Annotated in this window: 23 protein-coding genes and 1 pseudogene; 16 read left to right on the top strand and 8 right to left on the bottom strand. The window is 65.4% G+C overall.

Features of this window, described 5'->3' with window-relative positions; genetic code table 11:
- The 7 genes and pseudogenes from aspA to ACFVWT_RS21545 form a co-directional block, all read left to right on the top strand.
- A pseudogene (aspA, locus tag ACFVWT_RS21575) lies at positions 1–303 on the top strand (aspartate ammonia-lyase); the annotation flags it as partial.
- 146 nt (positions 304–449) lie between these two features.
- Positions 450–1754: a dicarboxylate/amino acid:cation symporter gene (locus ACFVWT_RS21570; RefSeq protein ID WP_390251523.1), complete on the top strand. Its 1305-nt coding sequence runs from the start codon at positions 450–452 to the stop codon at positions 1752–1754.
- A gap of 68 nt (positions 1755–1822) precedes the next feature.
- Positions 1823–2116 (top strand): ArsR family transcriptional regulator, encoded by a 294-nt coding sequence (locus ACFVWT_RS21565; RefSeq protein ID WP_209742383.1) that lies wholly within the window; start codon positions 1823–1825, stop codon positions 2114–2116.
- Positions 2117–2365: 249 nt separating this feature from the next.
- On the top strand, positions 2366–3967 hold the full coding sequence (locus tag ACFVWT_RS21560; protein WP_390251521.1) for a PucR family transcriptional regulator: 1602 nt from the start codon (positions 2366–2368) through the stop codon (positions 3965–3967).
- On the top strand, positions 3964–4908 hold the full coding sequence (locus tag ACFVWT_RS21555) for a glutaminase (RefSeq protein ID WP_390251519.1): 945 nt from the start codon (positions 3964–3966) through the stop codon (positions 4906–4908). Before ACFVWT_RS21560 ends, ACFVWT_RS21555 begins: the two co-directional genes overlap by 4 nt.
- 76 nt (positions 4909–4984) lie before the next feature.
- Entirely contained in the window at positions 4985–6499 is a 1515-nt protein-coding gene (locus ACFVWT_RS21550) for an amino acid permease (protein WP_390251517.1), read from the top strand.
- Between the two features lie 226 nt (positions 6500–6725).
- A complete protein-coding gene (locus tag ACFVWT_RS21545) occupies positions 6726–8501 on the top strand; it encodes a thiamine pyrophosphate-dependent enzyme (RefSeq protein WP_390251515.1) in 1776 nt (591 codons plus the stop codon).
- On the opposite strand, the gene ACFVWT_RS21540 is transcribed toward ACFVWT_RS21545, so the two are convergent.
- Positions 8470–9174: a DUF2306 domain-containing protein gene (locus tag ACFVWT_RS21540; RefSeq protein ID WP_390251513.1), complete on the bottom strand. Its 705-nt coding sequence runs from the start codon at positions 9172–9174 to the stop codon at positions 8470–8472. The two genes, ACFVWT_RS21545 and ACFVWT_RS21540, sit on opposite strands and share 32 nt — an antisense overlap.
- Before the next feature lie 416 nt (positions 9175–9590).
- Between ACFVWT_RS21540 and ACFVWT_RS21535 the strand changes: the two genes are divergently transcribed.
- On the top strand, positions 9591–9788 hold the full coding sequence (locus ACFVWT_RS21535; protein WP_011693996.1) for a hypothetical protein: 198 nt from the start codon (positions 9591–9593) through the stop codon (positions 9786–9788).
- Between the two features lie 116 nt (positions 9789–9904).
- Here the strand turns inward: ACFVWT_RS21535 and ACFVWT_RS21530 are convergent, their stop codons facing one another.
- The 3 genes from ACFVWT_RS21530 to ACFVWT_RS21520 are packed head-to-tail and all read right to left on the bottom strand — an operon-like array spanning position 9905 to position 12167.
- Positions 9905–10402, bottom strand: a complete 498-nt coding sequence (locus ACFVWT_RS21530; protein ID WP_390251510.1) for an SRPBCC domain-containing protein — start codon at positions 10400–10402, stop codon at positions 9905–9907.
- Positions 10399–10749, bottom strand: a complete 351-nt coding sequence (locus ACFVWT_RS21525; RefSeq protein WP_390251508.1) for an ArsR/SmtB family transcription factor — start codon at positions 10747–10749, stop codon at positions 10399–10401. The genes ACFVWT_RS21530 and ACFVWT_RS21525 overlap by 4 nt, the downstream gene beginning before the upstream one ends.
- A gap of 41 nt (positions 10750–10790) precedes the next feature.
- Positions 10791–12167 (bottom strand): NtaA/DmoA family FMN-dependent monooxygenase, encoded by a 1377-nt coding sequence (locus ACFVWT_RS21520; protein ID WP_390251506.1) that lies wholly within the window; start codon positions 12165–12167, stop codon positions 10791–10793.
- A gap of 162 nt (positions 12168–12329) precedes the next feature.
- Here ACFVWT_RS21520 and ACFVWT_RS21515 point away from each other — a divergent pair, with 162 nt between their 5' ends.
- The 3 genes from ACFVWT_RS21515 to ACFVWT_RS21505 are packed head-to-tail and all read left to right on the top strand — an operon-like array spanning position 12330 to position 14316.
- Complete coding sequence (locus ACFVWT_RS21515) at positions 12330–12764, top strand: hypothetical protein (RefSeq protein ID WP_390251504.1); 435 nt, start codon at positions 12330–12332, stop codon at positions 12762–12764.
- Entirely contained in the window at positions 12761–13510 is a 750-nt protein-coding gene (locus ACFVWT_RS21510; RefSeq protein WP_390251502.1) for a cyclase family protein, read from the top strand. The genes ACFVWT_RS21515 and ACFVWT_RS21510 overlap by 4 nt, the downstream gene beginning before the upstream one ends.
- A gap of 44 nt (positions 13511–13554) precedes the next feature.
- The gene (locus tag ACFVWT_RS21505) at positions 13555–14316 is read left to right on the top strand and encodes an IclR family transcriptional regulator (protein WP_390251500.1); all 762 of its coding nucleotides are present in this window, start codon (positions 13555–13557) and stop codon (positions 14314–14316) included.
- Here the strand turns inward: ACFVWT_RS21505 and ACFVWT_RS21500 are convergent.
- Together ACFVWT_RS21500 and ACFVWT_RS21495 are read right to left on the bottom strand one after the other, a co-directional pair.
- Positions 14309–15121: an IclR family transcriptional regulator gene (locus tag ACFVWT_RS21500; protein WP_390251498.1), complete on the bottom strand. Its 813-nt coding sequence runs from the start codon at positions 15119–15121 to the stop codon at positions 14309–14311. The genes ACFVWT_RS21505 and ACFVWT_RS21500 overlap by 8 nt on opposite strands.
- Positions 15122–15196: 75 nt before the next feature.
- Positions 15197–16654: an amino acid permease gene (locus tag ACFVWT_RS21495; protein ID WP_390251496.1), complete on the bottom strand. Its 1458-nt coding sequence runs from the start codon at positions 16652–16654 to the stop codon at positions 15197–15199.
- A gap of 300 nt (positions 16655–16954) precedes the next feature.
- Between ACFVWT_RS21495 and ACFVWT_RS21490 the strand changes: the two genes are divergently transcribed.
- Positions 16955–18004, top strand: coding sequence for a homoserine dehydrogenase (locus ACFVWT_RS21490; protein WP_390251494.1), 1050 nt, complete (start codon positions 16955–16957; stop codon positions 18002–18004).
- Positions 17997–19406: an aldehyde dehydrogenase family protein gene (locus ACFVWT_RS21485; protein ID WP_390251492.1), complete on the top strand. Its 1410-nt coding sequence runs from the start codon at positions 17997–17999 to the stop codon at positions 19404–19406. Before ACFVWT_RS21490 ends, ACFVWT_RS21485 begins: the two co-directional genes overlap by 8 nt.
- A 13-nt stretch (positions 19407–19419) precedes the next feature.
- Here the strand turns inward: ACFVWT_RS21485 and ACFVWT_RS21480 are convergent, their stop codons facing one another.
- Positions 19420–19893, bottom strand: coding sequence for an Lrp/AsnC family transcriptional regulator (locus tag ACFVWT_RS21480; RefSeq protein WP_390251490.1), 474 nt, complete (start codon positions 19891–19893; stop codon positions 19420–19422).
- A gap of 170 nt (positions 19894–20063) precedes the next feature.
- Between ACFVWT_RS21480 and ACFVWT_RS21475 the strand changes: the two genes are divergently transcribed.
- A complete protein-coding gene (locus ACFVWT_RS21475; RefSeq protein ID WP_390251488.1) occupies positions 20064–21311 on the top strand; it encodes an NYN domain-containing protein in 1248 nt (415 codons plus the stop codon).
- A 98-nt stretch (positions 21312–21409) separates the two neighbouring features.
- Here the strand turns inward: ACFVWT_RS21475 and ACFVWT_RS21470 are convergent, their stop codons facing one another.
- Positions 21410–21673, bottom strand: a complete 264-nt coding sequence (locus tag ACFVWT_RS21470; RefSeq protein ID WP_043484223.1) for a GlsB/YeaQ/YmgE family stress response membrane protein — start codon at positions 21671–21673, stop codon at positions 21410–21412.
- Between the two features lie 760 nt (positions 21674–22433).
- Here ACFVWT_RS21470 and ACFVWT_RS21465 point away from each other — a divergent pair.
- Together ACFVWT_RS21465 and ACFVWT_RS21460 are read left to right on the top strand one after the other, a co-directional pair.
- Positions 22434–23429: a hypothetical protein gene (locus ACFVWT_RS21465; RefSeq protein ID WP_390251486.1), complete on the top strand. Its 996-nt coding sequence runs from the start codon at positions 22434–22436 to the stop codon at positions 23427–23429.
- Positions 23416–24885, top strand: coding sequence for a hypothetical protein (locus tag ACFVWT_RS21460; protein ID WP_390251484.1), 1470 nt, complete (start codon positions 23416–23418; stop codon positions 24883–24885). The genes ACFVWT_RS21465 and ACFVWT_RS21460 overlap by 14 nt, the downstream gene beginning before the upstream one ends.
- Positions 24886–24891: the final 6 nt, after the last annotated feature.

Genomic DNA, 24891 nt, shown 5'->3' with positions numbered 1-24891 from the left:
ATCGTCCACAGCCTCCACAAGAGCATCTCCCACCTCGAAGCCGCCTGCCGCACCCTCACCGCACGCTGCATCCGGGGCATCACCGCCAACACCGAACACCTCCGCCAAACCGTGGAACAATCCATCGGCCTCGTCACCGCCCTGAACCCCCACCTCGGCTACACCACCGCCACCGCCATCGCGCAGGAAGCCCTCACCACCGGCAAAGGCGTCGCCGAACTCGTCCTCGAACACAACCTGCTCACCGCCGAGCAACTCGAAGACCTCCTCAGCCCCCAACGCCTCGCCAACCTCAGCAAGTAGTCCCCAACCGCCCCCTAACCTCGCAAGCTCGGTCAGGGAACCCGGAGTCCGTGGGCCCCCCAACCCGAGCCACACCCCACCCGACCACGGGAGCAGGGGCACACCGCCGTGCCCAAATGTCCCCGTCCCCTACCCAAGGACTGACTATGAAAAACAAATCAACGATGTGGATCCTGGCCGCACTCGTCTTCGGAATCCTCAGCGGGCTGCTCTTCCACTGGCTGCTGCCGGCGGACACACGCGGGTCCGTCGTGGCGGTCCTCGACACCGTGACGCACATGTTCCTGAACCTCATCAAAATGATCATTGCCCCGCTGATCTTCGCCACCCTCGTCTCCGGCATCGCGGGGGCGGCCAAATCCGCCGGCGTCGGCAAGCTCTTCGGGCGCTCCATGGTCTGGTTCCTGTCCGCCTCCGTCCTGGTGGGCGCCTTCGGTTTCATCACCGCCCACGTGCTCAACGTCGGTGACGGGCTCAACCTGATGCCGGGCGGTGATGCGGGGATGGAAACGAAGCCCCTCGATTACCAGGCGTTTGTTACCCACATCATCCCCACGAGCGTCTTCGCTGCACTGACCGAAAACAACCCGCTTCAGATCCTGGTCTTCGGCGCTCTCTTCGGCATCGCCCTGCTGAACCTCCGGAAGAAAGGCCGCTCCTCCATAGCGGATGCCATCGACGAACTGATGGGCGTCATGCTGAAGGTCACCGGATATGTGATGATGGCGGCCCCGGTGGGCGTTTTTGCCGGCATTGCGGCAGCCTTCACGGCCAAGGGCCTGGATGCGTTTGCCACCTACGCCTCATTCATCGGCGGCTTCTACGTTTCCCTCTCCGCGCTCTGGGCGATCATGATCGCCGTCGCGGTCGCTTTCTTGGGGCGGGCGGCCTTCCGCCTGGTCCGGATTGTGCGTGAACCCATGGTGATCGCGTTCGCCACCTCCAGCAGCGAAGCCGCACTGCCCAAGCTCATCGAAGGCCTGACCAAGTTCGGCATCGAAAAGCGCACCACCGGCTTCGTGCTGCCCCTGGGTTACTCGTTCAACGTGGACGGCTCCATGATGTACATGACCTTTGCCTCGGTCTTCCTGATCAACGCCTACGGCATCGACATGGACCTTGGCCAGCAGATCGCGATGACCGCCATGCTCCTCCTCAGCAGCAAAGGCATGGCCGGCGTGCCCCGCGGGTCACTCGTCGTGGTCGCCGCCGTGGTCCCCGGCTTCGGTATCCCCGCCGCCGGCATTGGCGTGCTGCTGGTGATCGACCAGCTCCTGGACATGGGCCGCACTGCCACCAACATCCTGGGAAATGCCATCGCCACCGCGGTCATCGGCCAGAAACACGACAGGTCCGCCTCCCGCCCCGAAGCGGCGCCTTCCTCCGGAACGTCCCCCGACGCGCTGGACGCTGAATTCAGCAGGGAGCCTGCGCGCGTTTCGATGCACTAACGGACCTCGTCCGGCCACCCTCGTTCCAACCAATTCCCACCACCCCACCGAATGAAAGGCCATAGCCAATGACCGCTGATTTTGAGCTGCAGCGCCCGAAGGACGTGCAAACCCTCGAGCGGACGGCAAGGACGCGGAGAACACCGATCAGGGCACAAATCATCGACTACCTGGCAAGCAATGGCGCTAGCAAAGTAGCCGATATCAGTAACGGCATCGCCTCCTGCCGCGACTCCGTAAGGCACCATCTGGCCGCCCTTGAGAGCGCTTCGATCGTCCGCTCTAACATCGCCCCCGGCGAAAGGGGCCGGTTCACGCCCTTCTACGCCCTCGCCCCTGGAAAAACAGAGCCGGATTCCTGACCGGCGGCGCCGGCCACTAAGCAATCGGACGACGGCGGGACCACCCGCCGTCGTCCGCTGTGCGTTAAGCGGCGTGCCGCAAGAGCCGACGTTCCTTGTCCGCTCCCCCGGCCGGCAGCGCCTTGGTACGGGGACCTAAAACGCAGCGCCGGATTTAGTCCGGCATCCATATTTTCCGCGAAATGCCCTGGATAGCATGGGGTGACCGGACAGAGCCGTCCGGCGGGGTATCAACGCAGAAGGAAGCCCATGGCCGCAGCTACAGTGGACGACATCCTGTCGGATCTCCCCCTGGGTTTCGCCAGCCTCATCCTCCGGCCGTCCCGTGCGGATTCCCCGATTGAACGTTTCCTGATCGTTGACTCCGACGACGAGACGTCCGACGGCGGCGCCGCCTTTGTCCTGCTGATCGGGGTTCGCGGGCGCTCCGCTTTGCCCGCGCTGCGGCGTCTCCTGAAGAATCCGCCCCTGGTGATTGCCGTCAAGGGCAGTCCGGGTGAACTTGAGGAAGCCGAAGAGCTGCTCCGCGCGGCAGGAACAGGCCTTCTCCTGGTGGACCCCGCCGCCGATTGGGACCGGCTCCTGTCCATCGCCAAGGACCGCATCACGCCGCGCAGCTACCAGAGCGAAGTGCTGACGCTGCTGGAAGAAGACCTGTTCGCCATCGCGCAGACGACGGCACGCCTGACGTCCAGCCACGTGGTCATCGAAGACGCCGCCAACAAGGTCCTGGCGTACTCCACGGTGACGAATGACATCGACGAACTCCGTAAGGCATCGATCCTTGCCCGCCGCGGTCCGCGGAAATACGAACTCCTCCTCAAGGACCTCGGCGCCTACCGCGAACTGCACCGGACACGCCTGCCGGTCAGGGTTCCGGCCCGGCCACAGGACGGACTCAGGGAGCGCATAGCGATCACGCTGTTCGCCGGCGACCGCATCATGGGGTACATCTGGCTGCAGGAAACCGGAGGCGGTTTCGGGCCCGACGTCGACTACGTCCTCACGGGGTCCGCAGCACGGGCATCGGCCGAGCTGATCCGCTACCGCAACCAGCAGTCCGTGCACATGCGCCAGGACAGGATTGCGCGGATCCTCTCCGGTCCGGCAGAAGCCGCGGCGAGCGCCCACAGCGAGAAGATCCCGGCGGATCGCCCCGCAGCGCTCATTCTGATCGGAATGTCAGCAACTGATGCGCAGGCCGACGATGCAGCGCTCAAACACGGGGAACTCGCCAACCTCGCCTCCATCCATGCAGCCGCCTACAAACAGTCAGCTGTCGTGGGACAGTTCAACGGCGATACCGCGGTGATCATCCCGGCACTCCAGTCCGCCAACGCCGAAGCCGGACTGCGGAGCCTCGCCGAAGCCATCGTGCGGGACGCCGGAAAGCACCTGGGCATCAGTCCCTTCGCTGCCGTTGGTCCCGTCGCCCCTGATTTGCTGTCCATCCACTCGGTGACCGCCAAAACGGAGGCACTCCTCGGCTGCATGCGGCGCTCCCGGACCGCCGGCGTGGCCACCGTGGACGATTTCGAAGTGGACATCCTCTTCCAGGAAGCCCTGGAGAACTTCACCGCTTCGGCTTTCCGCCACCGCAGCCTCTGGTCCCTCCTCCGCGATGACGGGGAACTGGCCGAGACCCTTCGGGTGTATTTCGAGGCGTCCCTGGACGTCAGCGAATGCTCCAGGCGCATGAAGCTGCACAAGAACACCGTCTATTACCGGATCAGCAAGGCCAGCCGCGTGACCGGCCTGAACTTCACCGATCCCCGCCATTCATTGGTCGCCCTGCTCCACATCCAGGAGTGGGCCGGCAAGCATCATAAGGAGCACCCGGACAACCCATGACGACAGCACTCGACTCGCCGCCCCTCGACCTGGTACTGGACGACATCGTGCGAAACCACCGGCCGCGGAGTGAAGAAGGATCAGTTCCCGCAGGCATCCCCCATCTCTCGCACCCGCCGTTCAGCCGCTTCGGCATTGCAGTGGCCACCTCGGCCGGGGACGTGTTCAGCGCCGGCGACGCCGATGTTCCCTTCTCCATCCAGAGCATCTCCAAGGTCTTCACGCTGGCCCTGGCTCTCAGCGCGGATGACCCCGGCGCGCTCTGGTCCAGGGTCCTTCGCGAACCGTCCGGCACGTCCTTCAACTCCCTGGTGCAGCTTGAAGTGGAGCACGGGATCCCCCGGAACCCGTTTATCAACTCGGGCGCCCTGGTGGTCACCGACCATCTCATGGAGGGATATCCCGACGCCGCCGAACACCTCCTGCGCTTCCTCTCCCGGGAAGCGGGCCGCCGCATTGGCGGGCAGGGCCCGTTCATCGACGAGGATGCCGCGAAGAGCGAGCTCACCAACAGCAGCCGCAACCTTGCATTGGCGCACTTCCTGAAGGACTTCGGCAACCTGCGGCGCCCGGCGCAGGCGGTAGTGGAGAACTATGTCAGGCAGTGCTCCATCATGATGACCTGCGTGGAGACGGCGAAGGCCGCGCTCTTCCTCGCGCAGGACGGCCGGGGCGCGCAGGGCACTGTCGTCTCCCGGAGCGAGGCCAAACGCATCAGCTCCATCATGCTCACGTGTGGCATGTATGACGCGGCCGGCGAATTTGCCTATCGCGTGGGACTTCCGGGGAAGAGCGGTGTGGGCGGCGGCATCCTGGCGATCGTGCCCGGCGAAGGGGCCATCTGCGTCTGGAGCCCCCGGCTGGATTCCAAAGGCAACTCCCTGGCCGGTACAGCGGCCCTCGCGGACCTGGCCGACCGCACCGGCTGGTCCGTGTTCTGACCCGCTCTCCGGCTTTTTCCGATAACTCCCGCTAGAACCCCCCATTTAGATCTTTGACAGGTCGAAAGGAACACCCATGTCCAACAACCCCAATGGCGAGGTTGCTTTGTACGAGGCCGACGGCGGCCACGCCCACGCACCCGATTCCCTCATCCACGCGGAAGACGCCGGCTACCACAAGGGCCTCAAGGCGCGGCAGATCCAGATGATCGCGATCGGCGGCGCGATCGGCACCGGCCTGTTCCTTGGCGCCGGCGGCCGCCTCAACGCGGCCGGCCCCTCCCTGGTGATCGCCTATGCCGTCTGCGGATTCTTCGCTTTCCTGATCCTCCGTGCGCTGGGCGAGCTGGTGCTGCACCGGCCGTCCTCAGGCTCGTTCGTGTCCTACGCCCGGGAGTTCTTCGGTGAGAAGGCCGCCTTCATCTCCGGATGGTTCTACTGGATCAACTGGGCCACCACCACCATCGTGGACATCACCGCCGTGGCGCTCTACATGAACTTCTTCGGCAAGTACGTCCCGTGGATGGGCGCGGTGCCGCAGTGGACCTGGGCCCTGATCGCGCTGGTCGTAGTTCTCTGCCTCAACCTCGTTTCGGTGAAGGTCTTCGGCGAGCTGGAGTTCTGGTTCGCCCTCATCAAGGTGGCAGCACTGGGGGCATTCCTCATCATCGGCACGTACTTTGTCATCTTCGGCACGCCGGTGGACGGGCAGGACGTCGGACTGAGCCTGATCTCGGACAACGGAGGCATCTTCCCCACCGGCCTGCTGCCCATGATCATCCTGATGCAGGGTGTGCTGTTCGCCTACGCCTCCATCGAGCTCGTGGGAACCGCCGCCGGTGAAACCGAGAACCCGGAGAAAATCATGCCCAAGGCCATCAACTCAGTGGTGTTCCGCATCGCGGTGTTCTACGTCGGGTCCGTCCTCCTGCTGGCGCTGCTGCTTCCCTACACGTCGTACGAGAAGGGCGTCAGCCCGTTCGTGACGTTCTTCGGCTCGCTGGGCATCGAGGGCGTGGACGTCATCATGAACCTGGTGGTCCTCACGGCCGCCCTGTCCTCCCTCAATGCCGGCCTCTACTCCACCGGCCGGATCCTGCGTTCCATGTCCATGGCCGGCTCCGCCCCCAGGTTCGCTGCCCGCATGAACAAGGCAGGCGTTCCGTACGGCGGCATCGCCCTCACTGCGGTGGTTTCGCTGCTGGGCGTACCGCTGAACTACCTCGTCCCGGCACAGGCCTTCGAAATCGTGCTGAACGTGGCCTCGGTGGGCATCGTTGTCACATGGGCAACCATCGTGGTGTGCCAGATCCAGCTGAAACGCTGGGCGGACAAGGGCTGGGTGGAGCGTCCGGCCTTCCGGATGTTCGGTGCGCCCTACACGGGCTACCTCAGCCTGCTGTTCCTGCTGGGCGTGCTGGTCATGGTGTTCATCGATTCCCCGCTTACTTTGCTGGTGACCGTCGTGGCCTGCGCGCTGATGGTGGCGGGGTGGTACTCCTGCCGGAAGCGGATCCATGAGATCGCCGAGGTCCGGAACGGATACACGGGCGCAGCGCCCGTGGTGGCCAACAGGACCCCCATTCGATAGTCAAAACACCCGCAGTCCCCAACCACCAACAACCGACGAAAGCCCGCCATGAACCGACAAGACCTGCTAAGCCCCCAACCCAGCGGGGCGCCAACGGAAAACCAGACGACGGACAGTTGCGAGGACGGCTGCTTCTTCTGCACCGGACCGGAAACCGACTAGGCGCCCACCGCAGCCTCCACCCAACGCACGTAAACCAACACCCAACCCCAGAAGACAAGCAGAGATGACAACGGAATCCGCATCCACCATGACAGCAACTGACATCAGGTCCGTCGACGCCGGCACTATTAATCACCTCGCGGTACAGACGGCCTCCGCGGCTGACCCCGGAACACAGAGCCCCCGCGGCAGTAAGGCAGGCTCCGGGACCCTGAAATCCGCCGGGCACGTGATTGTGGACTCCCTCGCGGCCCACGGGGTGGAACGCACCTACGTTGTTCCCGGCGAAAGTTTCCTGGACGTGCTGGACGGGCTGCACGGCTCCGGCATCGACACGGTGGTCTGCCGCCATGAAGGAGGCGCCGCGTACATGGCCGAAGCCGACGGCAAGATGAACCAGCTCCCGGGGGTAGCCATGGTGACCCGCGGACCCGGCGCGGCCAACGCCCACGTGGGGCTGCACACCGCCTGGCAGGATTCCACCCCCATGCTGCTCTTCGTGGGGCTCATTCCGTTTGCGCACCGTGACCGCGAAGCGTTCCAGGAATTCGACATCAAGGCCTGGTTCGACACCGGGGCGAAGCGCGTCATGGTGCTGGACCACGCCGAGCGTGCGTCCGAGATCGTTGCGGAAGCCATGTTTGCAGCGATGAGCGGGCGGCCCGGGCCCGTCGTGGTGGGCCTGCCGGAAGACATCATCCGGCAGCAGATCGATCCGGCGCTGCACCCGGCCATCCCCGTGGCTGCGGGCGGCATGAGCACCACGGATGCCGAAGCACTCGCTGGCGCCCTTGCACTGTCCAGGAAGCCGCTGTTTGTCACCGGCGGCAACGACTGGACCCAGGAAGCGGCCGCCCAGCTCACCGGCTGGCTCGAAAAGCACCACATCCCGGCCGCCGCGGAATGGCGCACGCAGGGTACGGTCTCCTTCGATTCGCCGTCGTATGTGGGCCCGATCGGCTACGGACGCCCCCGCCCCACGTATGACCTCCTGGAGGAAACCGACCTGCTCGTCTTTGTCGGTACGGTGCCCGGGGACGTCATCACGGACGGTTTTGTCTGCCGCCAGGACTGGAACAAGCAGAACTTCCTGGTGACCATCGACCCCTCCCTGCGCGGCCGGTCGGGGCCCGTCTCACGGCAGATCGTGGCGAAGCCGGATGCCTTCGTCCGCGATCTGCTGGGCATCGACCTGCCCGTCAAGGATGAATGGAAAGCCTGGACGGCCAGGATGCGCGCCGAACAGGCCTCCTTTGCCGCCCTGCCGCCGGCCGCGCCGGCTGAAGGGCCCGCCAGGATGGACACCCTGATGGCCAACCTCGTCCCGCGGCTGCCTGAGGACGCCATGGTGACGTTCGGGGCAGGCGAGCACACCAACTGGGCGCACCGGTACTTCCCCACCCGCCGTTACGCCTCCATGATCAGCGCCAGGAACGGCTCCATGGGCTACTCCATCCCGTCCGCCATCGCGGCCTCGCTGGCCAGTCCGCAACGCCGGGTGGTGACCATCGCGGGCGATGGCGAGTTCTTGATGAACGGGCAGGAGTTGGCCACGGCAGCCCAATACGGGGCCACCCCGCTCATCATCGTGATGGACAACCAGGAATACGGCACCATCCGCACCCACCAGGAACGGCACTACCCCTCAAGAGTGTCGGGGACCCAGCTGAAGAATCCCGACTTCGGCCTCATGGCCAGGGCCTTCGGCGGATTCGGCATCACGGTCACCCGTGACGAAGACGTGCCGGCCGCCCTCGACGCGGCGTTCCGTGCCATCGACCGGGACGGGACCTTCGCGCTCATTCACCTCATCGTGGAACAGCGGGTGAAGGCGTACTGACCGTCCGGCGGACCCTGCCCGCCGCCCGCCGGGCGCGGCGGTGGATGACGTACTCGGCCACCGCCATGTTGATCAGCCACCCCGCTCCCAGCAGCACTGCCCGCGTGGGCACATCGCTGGGGCCGACCAACAGCAGCCACGCAATACCCACAAACGCCTGGGTTCCCGCGCCGACGGCGATAGCGTAACCGCGCGTCATCCAGGCGCTGTGTCCCGCGAAGTCCCGGCGCCTGATGGCGAGGATCCCCAGGACGATGCTCACCAGCATGGCCGAGCCGAAGAAGAGCCGGAGCGGGACATCGGTGTAACCATCCGGGAGTGGGTAGAAGACGGACATCCACAGCCCGGAGAGCGCCGCGAGCAGGCCGGCCGGGATGAGCACGTAGCCGGCGATGCGGTGCCAGCCGCGCCTGCCGCGGAGCGAGGGAACGAACTGGAACGCTCCGAGCAGGGAGTAGACGGTGACGCTGACAATGTGTGTCACCACCGGGACAGGAGAGGCGAAGAACCGCGCATTCTGCGGCGTAACCGCCGCACCGGACGTCAATTCACTGAGCCGAAGTGCCCCGAAGATGACCGGAATGAGGCTGAGCAGGATCAGGCCGGCGGGCACGGGCCAATGACGCCGGGGGCGCCGGACGGATGCGGCGGGGGTGATGGTTACGGTTGACATGGCCGGTCCTTCGCAGGGCTGGTGTACGGCGTACACCTCTTGCGATCGACGATAGGTGTACGACGTACACTTGTCAATGGAAGCGCTCCGCCCCGCCCCGCGGACAGCCACACCCGGGGGCTTGTGATGAGTCTCACGCGCAATGAACGGATCCTGGCTTGAGCCGCCGCCACCCCTCCATGCATCATGGAAAGGACGGTTGAGAATGCGATTTCACAGCCGCGCCAGCCCTTGTTTCCGTGCTCAGGCGCAGGAAATGCAGCGGCTTGGAACAACCCAACCTGGTGGACGCAACGAGGCCAAACCAGTGAGCTCGCCGAGCTGAGCATGGCCTCTGAGCGTTCATGGATAGACCCGTCCCGGGCTCCGCGCCGACGCGAAGCCCATGACCAAATTGATGAATGAGGCACCGAATAATGACGTTCGAAACCAATCACTCCGTGACCCTTAAGATCTGGGACCGCTCCGCGATCGACCACACGCTGGACGCCCTGGTGCACGACATTTCCACAAAGGCCAACGCCCACCGGAACGATGTTGCCGTCACCCTCAGCGGGCCGAACACCTTCACGGTGAGCCTGAACCGCAGCGCCGCCCAGGGCGCCGCTGTCTAGTAAAGCCGCCGTTCAGTAAGTCAGGACCAACACAACGCAAGCGGACGACGGCGGGATGTCCCGCCGTCGTCCGCTTGCGTTGCCAGCCTTAACAGTTAGCCACGGTCCGGCCCCTGTCAGGCGTGGGAGTGCTCGGCGAGGAGGGCATCGATCTGCCCGGCTGCTTCCTTCATGCCTTCCTCCATGCCCATGTCCACCATCTGCTGCATCTGTTCTTCGGACTCGAAGGTGGAATGGACGGTCATTCGGGTGCGGTCGTCGATGTCCTCGAGGAGCACCACCATGCGGGTGATGCCCACGGCCTCAACGTGCTCGCCGTTTTCGTCGGCAAAACCGTCGTCGAGCTCCAGGCGGTTCGGAGCCTGTATGGAGGTGAAGCGCCACCAGCCGCGTGCCTTGGTGCCGTCCGGCCCGGTCATGTAATACGCGGCGTTGCCTCCGGGCTGGAAGTCGAGCTGTTCGAACGTGGCCGGCCAGGTGGGCGGACCCCACCAGCGTTCGAGCTGCCGCGGGTCTTCCCAGAGCTGCCAGACGCGCTTGACGTCGGCGTCGAACTCGGTGACGAGGGTGAAGCTCAGTGCTTCAAGATTCTTGGTGGAACTGATAACAGTCATTGCGGAACCCCTTTTTGTTCTTCAGCGAGAATGTCCGCGATCCGCTCGGCACGCTGCCGCCAGATCGCCTCGTACTCATCAAGCAGCCGCCGGGCGTTCTGCAGGCCTTCATGGTTGCCCCGCACGATCTGCTCCCTTCCGCGCTTCTGCTTCGTGACCAGGGAAGCGCGCTCCAACACCGCGACATGCTTCTGAACTGCGGCGAAACTCATGGCGTAGAGGGCGGCCAGGCCGGAAACCGAGTACTCGCCCACCGTCACGCGCCGCACTATGTCGCGGCGGGTGGCGTCGGCGAGCGCCTGGAAGAGGCGGTCGAGTTCGGCTTCACCCATCTGATCTACAACCATTTGGTTGTAGAATACGACCGCCATGCATGGGTGTCAATGGGTTAGCGCTGGCGGAAACCTGCCCCGTAACTGGAAGCGGCCATCAGGTCGGCGCCGTCGGCGCGGAGCCTGGAGCGCAGGGTGCCCTTCTTCGGTTCCGTGTCGTAGAGACCCCTGCTGGCAAGCTCCGGCACCACCAGTTCGGCAAAGTCGTTCAGGGAACCCGGACTGACCAGCGGGTTGATCATGTAGCCATCCAGCCCGGACACCGCCGAGTGCTCCTGGATCTGCGAGGCGACATCATCCGGCGTGCCGATGAACAGCAGGTCCGTTCCGCGCGTGACCTCGGAGAATTTGCGCCGCACATCCCCGGCGGTCAGCGGCCGGTCCTGCGGCGCCCCCTTGACCACATAGGAAGTGAGTCCGTTGGATGCCGTGGCCAGCGGCTCGTCGTCGGCGTACTTGCTGAGGTCGATCCCGGTGTCGCCGGCATAGCTGACCAACTGCGCCTCCAGGTGGTAGTTGCGCTGCAGTTCCTCGTACTTTTCCTGCGCTTCGATCGCCGTGGGCGCGGTGATGATCCGGGCGAGCGCCATGGAGCGGACCTCGCCGGCGGGGCGGCCGCCCGCCTGCGCCCGGCGGTCGATGTCCGCCAGTCCCGCGGCGATTTCCTGCGGGTCCTTCTTGGGCAGCAGGATCACTTCGGCATGCTTGGCGGCGAATTCGCGGCCCCGCGGCGACCACCCCGCCTGGAACAGGACGGGGGTCCGCTGCGGCGACGGGGACGTCAGCGACGGTCCGTCCACGCGGAAATGCTCGCCGTCGTGGTTGATCGGTTGGACGGCACCGGCACGCGCGTACACCTTTTCGCTCTTGCTTGCGACGACGGCGTCGCCCGCCCAGCTGCCTTCCAGCAGTTTGTAGAACACATCCATGAACTCATCGGCGCGGCCGTACCGGTCCGCGTGCTTGAGCATCTCGTCCATGCCGAAGTTCCTGGCCGCGCTGGAAAGGTAGGACGTGACGATGTTCCAGCCGATCCGGCCGTTGCTGAGGTGGTCCAGGGTGCCGAAGCGGCGGCCCAGGGAGAACGGGTGCTCATAGGTGGTCGAGGCCGTGATGACGAAGGAGAGCCGCTCCGTCAGTGCTGCCAGGGCAGGGACGTAGATGAACGGGTCATTCGCCGGCGCTTCCACGGCCCAGCCCAGGGCGGCGTCGGCAGATCCGCCGTAGACGTCGTAGAGGCCCAGCACGTCGGCGAAGAACAGCGCATCAAGGTTGGCCTGCTCCGCAGTCACGGCCACATCCCGCCAGCGGTCCAGGGAATTTACCGCCAGGCGGTCATCCAGCGGGTGCGTCCAGAGGCTCGGGGCGCCGCCGCAACCGACGCTTGCCTGTTCGTAGAGGGCGAAAAGCAGCGGGGTGGCGGGGGTGTTCAAGGGAATCGCTTCGCTTTCGTGGACGGGACAATGTCATTCGATGTGCATCATATACAAGTAAATATGCTTGTGCTGCCCATCACAGTCTGTCAGGATGATTCAAAGGCCGCCCGGACGGCTCCTGACGATCGAAGGAAGAGGCATCACCGCATGGATATTGGAATGAAAAGCGTGCGCAAACTCCGCGTCCACTGGCCCATTGGCGCAGGTTCCCTGAGGCGGCTGGTGGAGGGTGACGTGGAGGTCCTGAAGGCGGATCCGGGACTCTCGTCACTTTTCGACACACTGGAGGCCTGCCCCGATCTCGGGGACTTCGGGAACTACCGGCATGTCTTCGAATCGAGCCTCGGATTCGAGGGGTTCACGGCCTCGGCCGGGGCAAATCCCACCTTCGGCCGCGCAGACGAAAGAACGTTTTCGCCCACCTTTGTCCTGACCACGTATCTGGACGCCGATCTGTCCGACGAGGCCGTCAGCCGTCTCGTGGAGCGCATGATCGAAGTCCACCCGTGGGAGGTGCCCGTCATCGAACTCTCGGAGCCTGTCCGGGTTTCCACGGCAGCGTCTGTCCGTCCGGCACTCGGGCGGGCGTCATGACAGTTCAGACCACCGGGCTCTGGGAAGGATTCCAGGCGTTGCTGTCCGGCCGGTCGTTCACCGATCTGACGCACGCCTTCCATCCCGGCCAGCCGCACTTCCCTGCCTTTCCGGACGAGACCAGGACGGCCCTGTTCGACCTGGAAAACGGCGACGGCTTCACGGCCCATGTCTACTCCATCGTCGGCCAGTGGGGCACCCACGTCGACCCGCCGTCGCACTTCATCCGTGGCGGCCGCACGCTGGACAACATTCCCGTGGATGAGATGGTGCTGCCCCTGGTGGTGCTGGACATCAGCGCACAAGCCGCGGGCGACGCTGACGCGACGCCCACCCTGGCTGACGTCAGTGCATGGGAGGAGCGCAATGGAAGGATTCCGGCGGGCGCGTTCGTGGCGCTCCGGACCGGCTGGAGCAACCGCTGGCCGGACCCGGAGGCCATGGCCAACCGGGATTCGGACGGCGTCAGCCACACTCCGGGCTGGTCCCGGGAGGTGCTGTCCTTCCTGGTCGGCGAGCGGAACATCACGGCGATCGGTCACGAGCAGACCGACACGGACCCGGGCAAGGCGACGTCGAACCAGGACTTCAGCCTGGAAACCTACATCCTTTCCCAGGACTGCTGGCAGATAGAGTTGCTTGCCAATCTGGATGGCCTGCCGGAATCGGGGGCTGTACTGGTAGCTACCTGGCCGAAGCCGCAAGGCGGAAGCGGATTCCCGGCCCGGGTCTTCGCGATCCACTGAAGGCGGCCCCCGTCCCTCCGGCGCCAGGAACTAAGATCGGATCCATGTCGAAGATCTCCAGCATGGGCCGAGGAATGCAAGTCGTCTTCGCCGTCGGGTCCCGCCACAAGAGCGGGGCGCGGGGCGCGACTGTCGGGGACATCGCCGCCGATCTCGGCAAGGACCGAAGCCAGGTCTCCCGCGGACTGAAGGCCGCCCAGCAGGAGAACTTCCTGCTCCGTGGCGGGCACCGGGAGTATTCGCTGGACTGGAGCCTCTACACGGATGCGCAGTTGCTTACGGAGCAGAGGCTCCGGACCGAGGGATTGACCGCGCTGGAGGGGCTGGTCGAGGATACCGGCGAAGGCTGCTTCCTGGGCGTCCTCAATGGGGACAGCACCGTAACCATCGGTGAGCATGTCCCGCCGAACAGCACGATGGTGGGCTCGTGGATCGGCCGGCCCTACCCCGCGTACTGCAGCGACGCCGGCCAGGCGCTGCTGTGGGACTCCAGCGACGCCGAGGTCCGGGCCGTCTTCAGCCATACCGAATTCGTGCGCCATGGCCCCAACACTCCCGCCGATGTCGAGGACTTCCTTGTTCGCCTGGCCGGGGCGCGGAAGCGCGGATATTCCGTGGTGGATGAAGAGGCGGAGCCTCACCTGTACTCCGTGGCCGTCCCCATACGCGACTTCCGCGGCGAGACCATTGCCGCGTTGCAGGTGGTCGGGTCGAAGGCACGGCTGGAGCCGAAGCGCGACGAGATTGCCGCCGCGGCGCTGAAGTGGGGCGCGCGGCTCGAAGCGGCCCTGGGCCGTCCTAGCTGACTCGGGCGCCGTCTGCACCCACCGCTGCGAGGCGCTTTGCGGCCGAGTGCAGCGCCTCGGCTATTTCCCCGGCCCGGAGTTCAACGGCGGCACGGCTGCCCAGGACCGAGAGCGCTGCACTGACCCGCCCGTCCGGATCCCGCACGGGCACGGCCAGCTCGTGGACATCGTGCTCAAACTCCTCGGCCGCCCTGATGAAGCCCTGCGGACGGTCGTGCTCCATCAGTTCGCACAGTTCCGGCACCGAGTGGGCCGCCCGGGGGCCGCCCACTCCGATGAAGTCCATGCCCTGAAGAAGCGTCTCGACCTCGGCGGCCGTGTGGTCCCAGAGGAGGGCACGGCCTGATCCTGTGCACCAGACGGGTGTGACCATGCCCGGTTTAACAAAGCTTCCCAGCACGCCGTCATTGCTCGACGTCCTGAGGAGGATCACGCGCACACCGTCCCGGACGGACAGCCGGGCCCGCAGCCCGAACTCCGCCACGAAGAGTTCCAGTTCGCGCTTGGCCTGCCCGATCCAGCCGACATTAAGGCTGGCCGCAAGCTGGAAGAAGGCCGGACCGGCACGGAACGGTCCGCGCTCCACCCGCTCCAGAATGGCCAGCTCGCACAACTCCTGGGTAAGCCGGGAAACGCGGCTTTGGTCCATCTCGAGCTCGGCTGCGAGCTGCGATACCCCCAGCAATCCCCTGCCACGCTTCTCGCGGTCGACGATCAGCCGGACAATGCGAAGGCCCTGGCCCAGCGATGACGCTTCCGACAATTCCAAGCTGAACCGCTCCCTCTGGTGGACTTCAACGCCCATTCTCACACAGCGCCGGCGGCCGAACACTGGTTCGGCCGCCGGGCCGGGGGGTTGCAGCAGCACTGCCGCAGCAGGCTACCGGGCGAGCTGCTGCCGCCGTCCGTACTTGTAGTAGAAGAAGGCGTAGCAGGCGCCCACGAACGGAATGCCGAAGTACAGGGCTGCGACCTGGTTCGGGTCGAAGGCGATGCCGATCAGCGAGATGAGGCACAGCGCGAAGGCAAGGATCGGAACGACAGGGAACAGCGGGGCCTTGTAGGCGAGGTCGTCGATGTTCCCGCCGTTCTGCACGAAGGCCCGCCGGTGGAAGAAGTGTGACGCCGTGATGGACATCCAGACCCCCACCACAGCGAACCCGGCGACGGACACCAGCGCGAGATACACCGATTCCGGAGCGACCACACTGCTGATGAGCGAGGCCAGCCCGCCGACCATGCTGACACAAAGGGCGATGAGGGGAATCCCGCGCTTGGTCAGCTTACGGAAGGCCTTCGGCGCGTGCCCTTCCTCGGACAGGGAAAAGAGCATCCTTGCGCAGGAGAACAGGCCGCTGTTTCCGGCGGAGAGCAGTGCGGTGATGATGACGAAGTTCATGATGTCCGCAGCGTAGGGAATGCCGATGGAGGAAAAGACGGTGACGAAGGGGCTCTCGTCCAGGCCCACTTGGTCAAAGGGGATGGTGGCGGCGATGACAGCGATGGCCCCCACGAAAAAGATCAGCAGGCGGAACACCGTGGTCCGCATTGCCTTGGGAATGCTGGTCTCGGGGTTGGCCGTTTCGCCCGCTGCGACGCCGATGAGCTCCGAACCGGAGAACGCGTAGAAGACCGCCAGGGCAGTCACCAGGACTCCGGAAAAGCCGTTGGGGAACAGTCCGCCCGAGGTGTTGAAGTTCTCGAGCAGGAACGGGTGGGAGCCGCCGGCCAGCGGGTGGAACCCGACAAGCGCGGCGCCGCCAAAGGCAATCAGGACGACGATGGCGCCCACCTTGATGATGGAAAACCAGAACTCGGATTCGCCGAAGAACCGCGATGAGACGGCATTGAGGGCAAACAGTATGGACGCGAAGACGACGCACCAGACCCACACCTCGATTCCCGGGAACCAGCGCTGCATAAGCAGGCCGGCCGCGGTGAATTCGGATCCCAGGGCAACGGCCCAGCACAGCCAGTACAGCCAGGCCGTGGTGAAACCGGTGGCCGGACCGATGGACCTGGCAGCGTAGATGTGGAATGCGCCCGAGACCGGATAGGCGATGGCCAGCTCGCCGAGGCAGGCCATAACGAGGTACACGACGAAGGCGCCTACGAGATACGCCAGAACCGCGCCCAGCGGGCCGGCCTGGGAGATCGTGTAGCCCGAACTGAGGAAGAGGCCCGACCCGATGACGCCGCCCATGGCGATCATCACCAGGTGCCGCGGGCCCATGGATCGCTGGAGCCCCGGCGCCGGTCCGCGCCCTGATTCAGCGGGTCCCGATTCAGCTAATGAAGAAGCCTGCGGATCCAAGCGGGTTGTGGAAGAAAGTTCCATGAATTGCTCCCGGGAGAGTAGTCGAGGTGCGAACGGGATGGATGCACCGGAAAGCCTCGGAGGGCGTTGGGGACCAGACCGGCAAACCCAACCACCGTGATGAAAGTAACACCAAAACGCCTTTTTGATCTTTAAAAACATTCCTAGATGCATATATTGCACGATTGTTAAGGGCCGACGATACGTATGGCGTCATCCTTGGTCACTTTGCGTCGTCCTTTGGGCGGAATCACATGGCGGGACGGACACGGCGCGCCCTGAGCATGGAAACACCTAGCAATTCCGAAAGAAGGACACGGCATGACCACCTATGACCTTGCACTGATTGGCTTCGGCGGAGTGAACCGCAGCCTTGCTGAGCTGATCGCCGCCCGCGGGGAAGCACTCCGCGCCGAGCTGGGCTTCGGCCTGCGGGTAGTAGCCATCACGGATCTGCGCCTCGGGTCCCTTGTGGACGCCGGCGGTATTGATCTGTCCATGGCCCTGGCGCTGGGCGGCGACGGCGAAACCTTTGCCCGCCACGGCGGCTCCGCGGAGCCGGATAACGAGGGTGTGATCCGCACCAGCACAGCGGACATCATCTGCGAGGCCACCTTCACCAATCCCGGCGACGGTGAGCCCGGGGTGTCGCATGTCCGCTGGGCACTGGAGTCGGGCAAGAGCGTGTGCACCACCAACAAGGGACCCGCGGCGCTGCGGGGCCGGGAACTGGCAGCCCTGGCGGAGCGGCATGGTGTCCGCTTCGAGTTTGAAGGTGCCGTCATGAGCGGCACTCCGGTGATCCGGCTTGCCAAGCAGATGTTCGGCGGCCTGCAGCTGAACGGTTTCGAAGGGATCATGAACGGCACCAGCAACTACGTCCTGGGGCGCATGGAAGCCGGTCTTGAACTTGGCGAGGCTGTCCGGGAGGCCCAGGAGCTGGGTTACGCCGAGGCGAATCCCGCCGCGGACCTCGAGGGTTTCGACGTGCAACTGAAGGTGCTGATCCTCGCCAACGAACTGCTTGGCGGGAACCTTCAGCTGGAGGACGTCCACCGGGAGGGAATCTCCGCGCTGACGCCGGAAGATATCCGGGCAGCCGCTTCGGCCGGCCGGCGCTGGAAGCTGATCGGATCCGCCAGGCGGACTCCCGACGGCGGCATCGCGGCACGCGTTGCACCGCGCGCCGTTGATGTGGCGCACAGCCTTGCCGGCATCTCGGGCGCCACGAACGCGGTTTCGTTCGACACCGACCTGCTGGGCCCCGTGACGGTTTCCGGTCCCGGCGCCGGACGCATTGAGACGGCCTACGCGCTGCTCTCCGACATCATCGCCATCCACAAGATGGCGGAAGGACTGGCTCATGTCTGAGGCCACCATCCTGCAGGTCGTCCGCGCTCCCCGGCTCCACGAAGTGAGCAGTCCCTACGACGGCAGGGTTGTGGGAGCCGTCCCCGTCACCGATGTCAGTGCTGTTGAAGAAGTGATGGCCACGGCACGCTCGGGCGCCGTGGCGGCGAAGTCCCTGTCCCGCCATGCCCGCTCTGCCATCCTGTCCACGGCCGCTTCCGACATCGAGCGCAGGAGCGAAGCCTTCGCCCAGACCATCGTGGCGGAGGCCGGGAAGACCATCCGCCAGGCGCGTAAGGAGGTGCACCGGGCCGTCAACACCCTCCGGCTATCCGCAGAGGAAGCAACACGTGCCGCCGGCGAGGTCATACCCTTCGACGCCTACGCCGGATCAGAGGACCGGACCGGCTGGTTCACACGGGAGCCGCTGGGGATCATTGCGGCCATCACTCCGTTCAACGATCCCCTCAACCTGGTGGCCCACAAGGTGGGCCCGGCGATCGCAGGGGGCAACGCCGTCGTGCTCAAGCCGTCAGCACTCACGCCGTTGTCCGCACAGTTGCTGGCTGACGCCCTGTACGACGCCGGCCTGCCGCCGGAGGTCCTGACGGTGGTCCATGGCGGGAGGGACGTTGCCGCTGCCATCATCAGGACCCGGGACGTGCGGATGGTTTCCTTTACGGGCGGGTTCGCCACGGGTGAGGCAATCGCCCGCACGGCCGGGCTGAAGAAACTCGCCATGGACCTGGGCGGCAACGCGCCGGTGATAGTCCTGGACGATGCGGACGTGGACCATGCGGTGGACTCCTGTGTATCCGGCGCGTTCTGGGCTGCGGGGCAAAACTGCGTGGGAGTGCAGAGGATCCTGGTCCACCAGTCCGTCTACGGCGAATTCCGTGGGAAGTTCCTGGCTGCCACCAGCAAGCTGATGGCAGGTGACCCGGCCGAGGAGCGGACCGATGTTGGCCCCATGATTACGCCCGGTGCGGTGCGCGAGGTCCAGCTCAAGATCCGCGGGGCCGTTGATGCCGGCGCAACGCTCCTGGCAGGCAACCGGGCGGAGGGAAATGTGCTGCTGCCCACGGTCCTGGAGTCCGTCTCTGAGGATTGCCGACTCTGGCAGGAGGAAGTCTTCGGACCCGTGGTCATGCTCAAGGTGTTCAGCACCTACGACGAAGCCATCGAACTGGCGAACTCCATCGAGTTCAGCCTGCACGCGGGCATCTTCACCCGCTCGCTCGCGTCGGCCATGGGTGCGGCGCGGGATCTGGACGCAGGCGGCGTGATGATCAATGACTCCTCCGATTACAGGTTCGACGGCATGCCGTTCGGCGGGTCCAAGTACGGCAGCATGGGCCGCGAAGGAGTCCGGTTCGCCCATGAGGAGATGACACAGCCCAAGGTGGTCTGCATCAGAAACTAGCGAGACAGCAGGCCTAGGGTTCGGCTGTCCCGTGCCCGTCGGTTCCCCGCCGGCGGATGACGTTGGACAGGGTCAGTGCGGTCACGGTGTCGCCCACGCCGGGGAGGGCGGCAATCTGCTCCCAGATCTCCTGGACCCTGTCCAGCGAGCGCGCTTCCAGCCTCACCAGCAGGTCAAAGTCGCCGCTGAGGACATCGCAGAGGACCACTTCGGGAATGGTCCGCAATGCTGCCAGGACGTCGGCACCGCGCATGCGGTCCTTGCGGTAAATCATGAGGAAAGCGGAAACCATGCTCTGGCCCACGCTGCCCGCCACAATCGTGTAGCCCTGGATGTGGCCCTGCCGCTCCAGGCGGTCAACACGCTGCCGCACGGCGTTCCGGGACAAAAGCACCCTGCCGGCCAGTTCGGCATGGGACACCCGGGCGTTCTTTGTGAGTTCCGCAAGGATCTTCTGGTCGATGTGATCCAAACCCGCCCCGTCCATCCCTACCCTCCGCCGCAACCACCGGTTCGCCCTTGTCCTCTGGACTGTCCGCGCCGATACCGTAGCCAGAAAGGCTCCGCAGAAATGATACGCCGTGTCGACGGGGCCATGGAGAGCGTGTCGTGAATGAGGCGGCTGCGGGTTTCCCGGCGTGCTGGCACACTGGGCAGATGAAAGAGTCGCCGTCCCCCATCCGACGGCCCGGAATCCGGGCGGCCATGTTTGTCGACTTCGACAACGTCTACACCGGCTTGCTGGCCCTCGATCCCCTGGCCGCGAAGCGGTTCGCCGAGGATCCAAAACACTGGGCGGATGCCTTGTCCGCCGGTGGCTCAGCCGAAAACTCCCGCCGCTTCCTGATCCGAAACTGCTACCTGAACCCGGTGGTGTATTCGAAGTACCGGACGTACTGGACCCGCGCGGGCTTCCGTGTGATCGACTGCCCGTCGCTGACCCAGCGCGGGAAGTCCAGCACCGACATCAACCTGGTACTGGACGCGATGGACGCATTGTCCGGTAGCGCAGGCATTGACGAGTTCTTCATCGCCTCGGCGGATGCTGACTTCACGTCACTCATCCAGCGTTTCCGGGCGGCGGACAAGATGACCACGGTCATCGCCGCCGGTGCCGTGGCCTTCGCGTACCGCGAGATGGCTGACAGCGTGGTGGAGTCCCACGACTTCGTGGCGATCCTCAACGGCACTACCGCAGAGCCAATCCACGCCGTCGCCTCTGTTCAGCAGCCGCGGGAACAGGCAGCCGCCAAGGCAAAACCCAAGACGAAGTCGAAGACCGCCTCCGCCGCGGTCCGGGAGGTCTGCGATTTCGTCCGGGCTGCCCCCGGCCCTGTTGTCGGGGCGATGGTGGCCCACCGCGCACTCACGGCGGATCCTTCCCTGAAGACAGACTGGGGCGGATACGGGAAATTCGGGACGTGGGTGGCCCAGATCGGCAACGGCGTTGAATACTCCCCCTCACGGGGCGGCTGGGTCTGGGACGCTCAGAGGTTTTCCAGTGACGACCTGCCCGCGGATGCGGACGTCGAGCCCGGCATCGAGGAACGGGTCACCAGGGTGACGGACGTGCCCGCGCTCTCCGAGGCGCAGTTCCGGCAGCTGTTCCAGGCTTTGGCGGCACGGCTTCGCGAACTGCCGGTCAACCGCAACGAGCTCTCGCGGCTCGTCCGGGATGACTGCGTCACCGCCGGCCAGCCGGTGTCCCGCGGTGCGGTGAATTTTGTGATTCAGGGTCTGGGCTACGTCAATTACCAGCTCAATGAGAATGCGACGGCGGAAGGGCTGGCAGCGGCCTGGACCGAGAACGTGGAGGAGCTCTGCCGTGTGGCGCTGATGGAGTTCGACGACGCCGAGACGGCGGCCCTGCGCCGCTGGGCCAGCGGCGGCTACCTGGAGGCATAGGCCCCCTGCGGCAGGCATCAGCGAGGGGACGACGGCGGGGAGGAACCGCCGTCGTCTGTCTCGGTCTGCTTCGGTGTGCGGCCTCACGGACCGCGCGGTCAGGCCCTGCTCCGACGCGTCACGGCGCCGTAGATGCCCAGCACAATCACGGCGCCCAGAATAGCCAGCAGCCAGGTCCTGAGATCGAAGAACTCAGCGAGGCCGCCGCCGAAGACCAGCGAGCCGATCCATCCTCCAAGGATGGCGCCAACCACACCCAGAACCATCGTGACGACCCAGCCGCCGCCTTGCCTGCCGGGAAGTATGGCCTTTGCGATAGCTCCCGCGATCAAACCGAGCAGGAGAAAACCGAGAATTCCCATAACGCGCTTCCTTCCGAATGAAAGAACCGCATAGCTGCGGCAGGAGCAGGGATTCCTGCTGGGCGGGTCATGCCCCTTGCCTGCTGCCCTCCGCGGTCCGGGTTTGCCGGCACCTGCCGGTGACTGGATTCTAGGGATCCTCCCATGGCCCGTCACGAGTAGCCGCCACCCGAATATGCGGCCGCACACCCGCATCGGCTTCCTGGACTACCCAAGGGCCGCGCCTGAGGCCCTAATACCCTAGTGGGTATGCCTGCTGAATCATAGCCTTGGCTTCTGGAACAGGAGGCCGGTGATGCCCGTTTGTGGAATCGAAAGCGGCGGTGAGTTCGGGACGGGCGAACGGTGGGTAGCTTGCGCCGCGCTCGCCCTGCTGGCTCTGGCGGGGTGCTCATCCGGAGGCGGGACGCCGGGTGGGATTCCATCGAACGGGACACCGTCTGCGCCGTCCGTTGCCTCGTCGGGCAGCCCTGCAGCAACCGGCTTTCCGGAGGCGGTCTTCACGGACCAGGACCTAGCGGCAATCATCAACGGAGTCGGACAGAACCGGAACCTGCAGTTCCCCCCGGCCCAGGACTCCGCACGCCATCGAAGCGGAGCCTCCAGCGGCACGTTCCCCGAGGTCAGCACCGAGACAACCCCCAGCGAATGTATCGCCTTCGCCCCTCAAAACCCCTTCGTTCGGTGGGCGGACAAGAGCGTCAATTTTGCTGACGGTGTCATGCCAATCGGCGGGCAGTCGGGGCCCACTACCACCATAATGTTCACGCTCCGCAGCGCGGAAAAGGATGCGATCGCCAAGGCTGATTTCGGCTACACGGACGATCTGGCATCCCGCTGCAGCCAGTTTGACGTTGCAACAACGGAGTCCGGCCAGACCTCAACGTACACGCTCCAACTGCTGGCCGCTCCCCTGGTCAGCGAGGGGCCGGTCGGGGAGAGAGAATACGGCTTGAGGCAGACGAAGCCGATGGGGCCAGGGGGTGTCGGAACGGTCGGCCTGCGGGTCCTTGCCGGGACACTTTCCATCCACCTGGATCTCTCGGTGGCCGCGCTCGACTCCGAGTCCGCGGCCAAACCGGCCCTCGACTCCATGGCCGGCCTGGCGAAGGAGCTCATCGACCAGGCCGTGAAGAAGCCGCCCACAGGAGCCCCGGTACCGCCGAACTCCCGTTCGGCTGACGATGTCGTTGCACTCCTCAAGGGAGTCACCGGGCCGGACGGCGGTCCGGTGACCATGCCCGGCGCTTCAGTCCTCGGCCCGGTGCCCGGCTTCAGTGCCGCCCCGTCGACGCAGGGACCTGCGGGTCCCTGCACCTTCAACGACGAAGCATATTACGGCTCGCTCCCGGGCGCGGTCCTCGGCCAGGGGCAGATCCAGGGTGCCAGCAAGATGGATTACACCGAGTTCAGCGTGATCAGCATGACGACGACGGCGGCGCCGCCTTATCCCTTTGACACCCGGGCCGCTGCACTCGGGGAGTGCACTACTATCCAAGAGGTCGGTGTTGGCGGGGGCTCGCGCGAGTGGTCGGCCGTTTCGAAGCTGGACACAACCATTGCCGCCGACTCAAGCTACGCCCTCGCCTACCAGTTGCCGGATGGAACGGGCGAATGGCACGTCAGGGCCGGCGCGCGCAAGGGGACGTTGTCGGTGGAGGCCGATACCAGGACGTCCTCGCAGGCTGAAGCCCAGGCCACCGCGGACGGTCTGGCCACCTTCTTCGGCAAGGTGTTCTCCAATGCCGGGCTCTAGGGCCGTTCGCCGCCGCTGGCGCGGCTGGGTGGCCGGCACGGCGGTGGCGCTGGTCCTTGCGGGGTGCTCTCCGGCGCCTGGCGGCCCGACGCCTGGCAGCGAATCGCCGAGCGGTGTGCCGGCGTCGTCCTCGCCATCGGCATCACCAACCGCATCCGCTCAGCTGGAAGACGCATACAGCGACCAGCAGCTCGTGGACATTGCCACCACGGTGGTGCAGTCACGGAACCTGCAGGGGATGGTGGTCGATACCCGAACACTCCGCAGCACGGCCGAGACGATGCAGCGTCCCGGCAGCACCAGCGTCACCACCCCGGAGCAGTGCGGTGCGTTCCGGCTGCCCGCCACCGGGGAGACCGATCCGCGGCGGACGGACTCTGAAATAGCTTTTGCGGCGGGCACCCTGCCGCTTGGCCCCCAGCAGTCCCCGACGTCCACCATCACGTTTACGGTGAGGAGTGCGCCGCACGGGAAGCTGGTTGCGGGGGACTTCAACGGCATCGATGACCTAGCATCGGGGTGCACGGACTTCGAGCGGGCTATCACAGTTTCAGCCCCCGGCGGCGGCGCCCCCTACACCACTACGTATGTGGTCCAGCTCGTGGACCCGCCACCTGTTGGCCAAGAGGCATACGGGACCGTCCAGAAGGCGAAGGGCCTGGGCGCGGCGGACATCGGAATGGCCGGGATGCAGGTGCTGGAGGGGACCCTCTCGATCGACATGGCACTCACGCTCTGGCCAGTGAGTCCAGAAGCGACGGGACGCGCCATGGACTCCATGGCCGCCTTTGCCCGCGAATTGATCGATGAGGCCGTGAAGAACCCGCCCAGCTCCCCGCAGCCGAATCCGGCCGGCGCCCGTACCCCGGAAGAGCTCACCCAGATGCTCGCCGGCGTGCCGGGACCGTCGGCCACGAAGTTCTATGTGAGCCCCACCGAGGCACGGGTGATCACGAGGACATCAGGTTCCTCGCCGCTCCCGTCGCCGACCGGCTGCTCTTACGACGACGCCACGTATTGGGAATCGCTGGCACCCGGCGCCACCATGGCCAAAGCCATTGCCTCCACCGAGGACAAAGGGATCGCGCTCGGCATCACCGCCATCAGCACGGGCACATCGGTCCAGCCGTCCCCGCCTTTCGACACCCGAACGTCCGCCGTCGCTGACTGCACCGCAATCCAGGCCAACGTTTTAGGCCAGGGCGCCGTCTCCTGGACGTCAGTAAGGCACTTGGACGTGAAGCTCGACGCCGAATCAAGCTACGCCTTCAGCTACCAGGACGCGAAGGATCCCGGCCGCTGGTATGTCCGTCTCGGCGCCCGGAGGGGAACAGACTCAGTGGAGGTTGCGACCATGAACTGGCGGCCGCTCGGGGAGGGCGATGTCCAGGCTGCCACCGACGCCGCGGCCACCATCATCCAGCAGGTTTTCGAACGGGCCGGCACTCCGCACTGATACCCG

The sequence above is a fragment of the Arthrobacter sp. NPDC058288 genome (assembly GCF_042880995.1).
In the GTDB taxonomy this organism is placed as follows: Bacteria; Actinomycetota; Actinomycetes; order Actinomycetales; family Micrococcaceae; genus Arthrobacter.
This window is presented reverse-complemented; position numbering and strand designations above follow the sequence as displayed.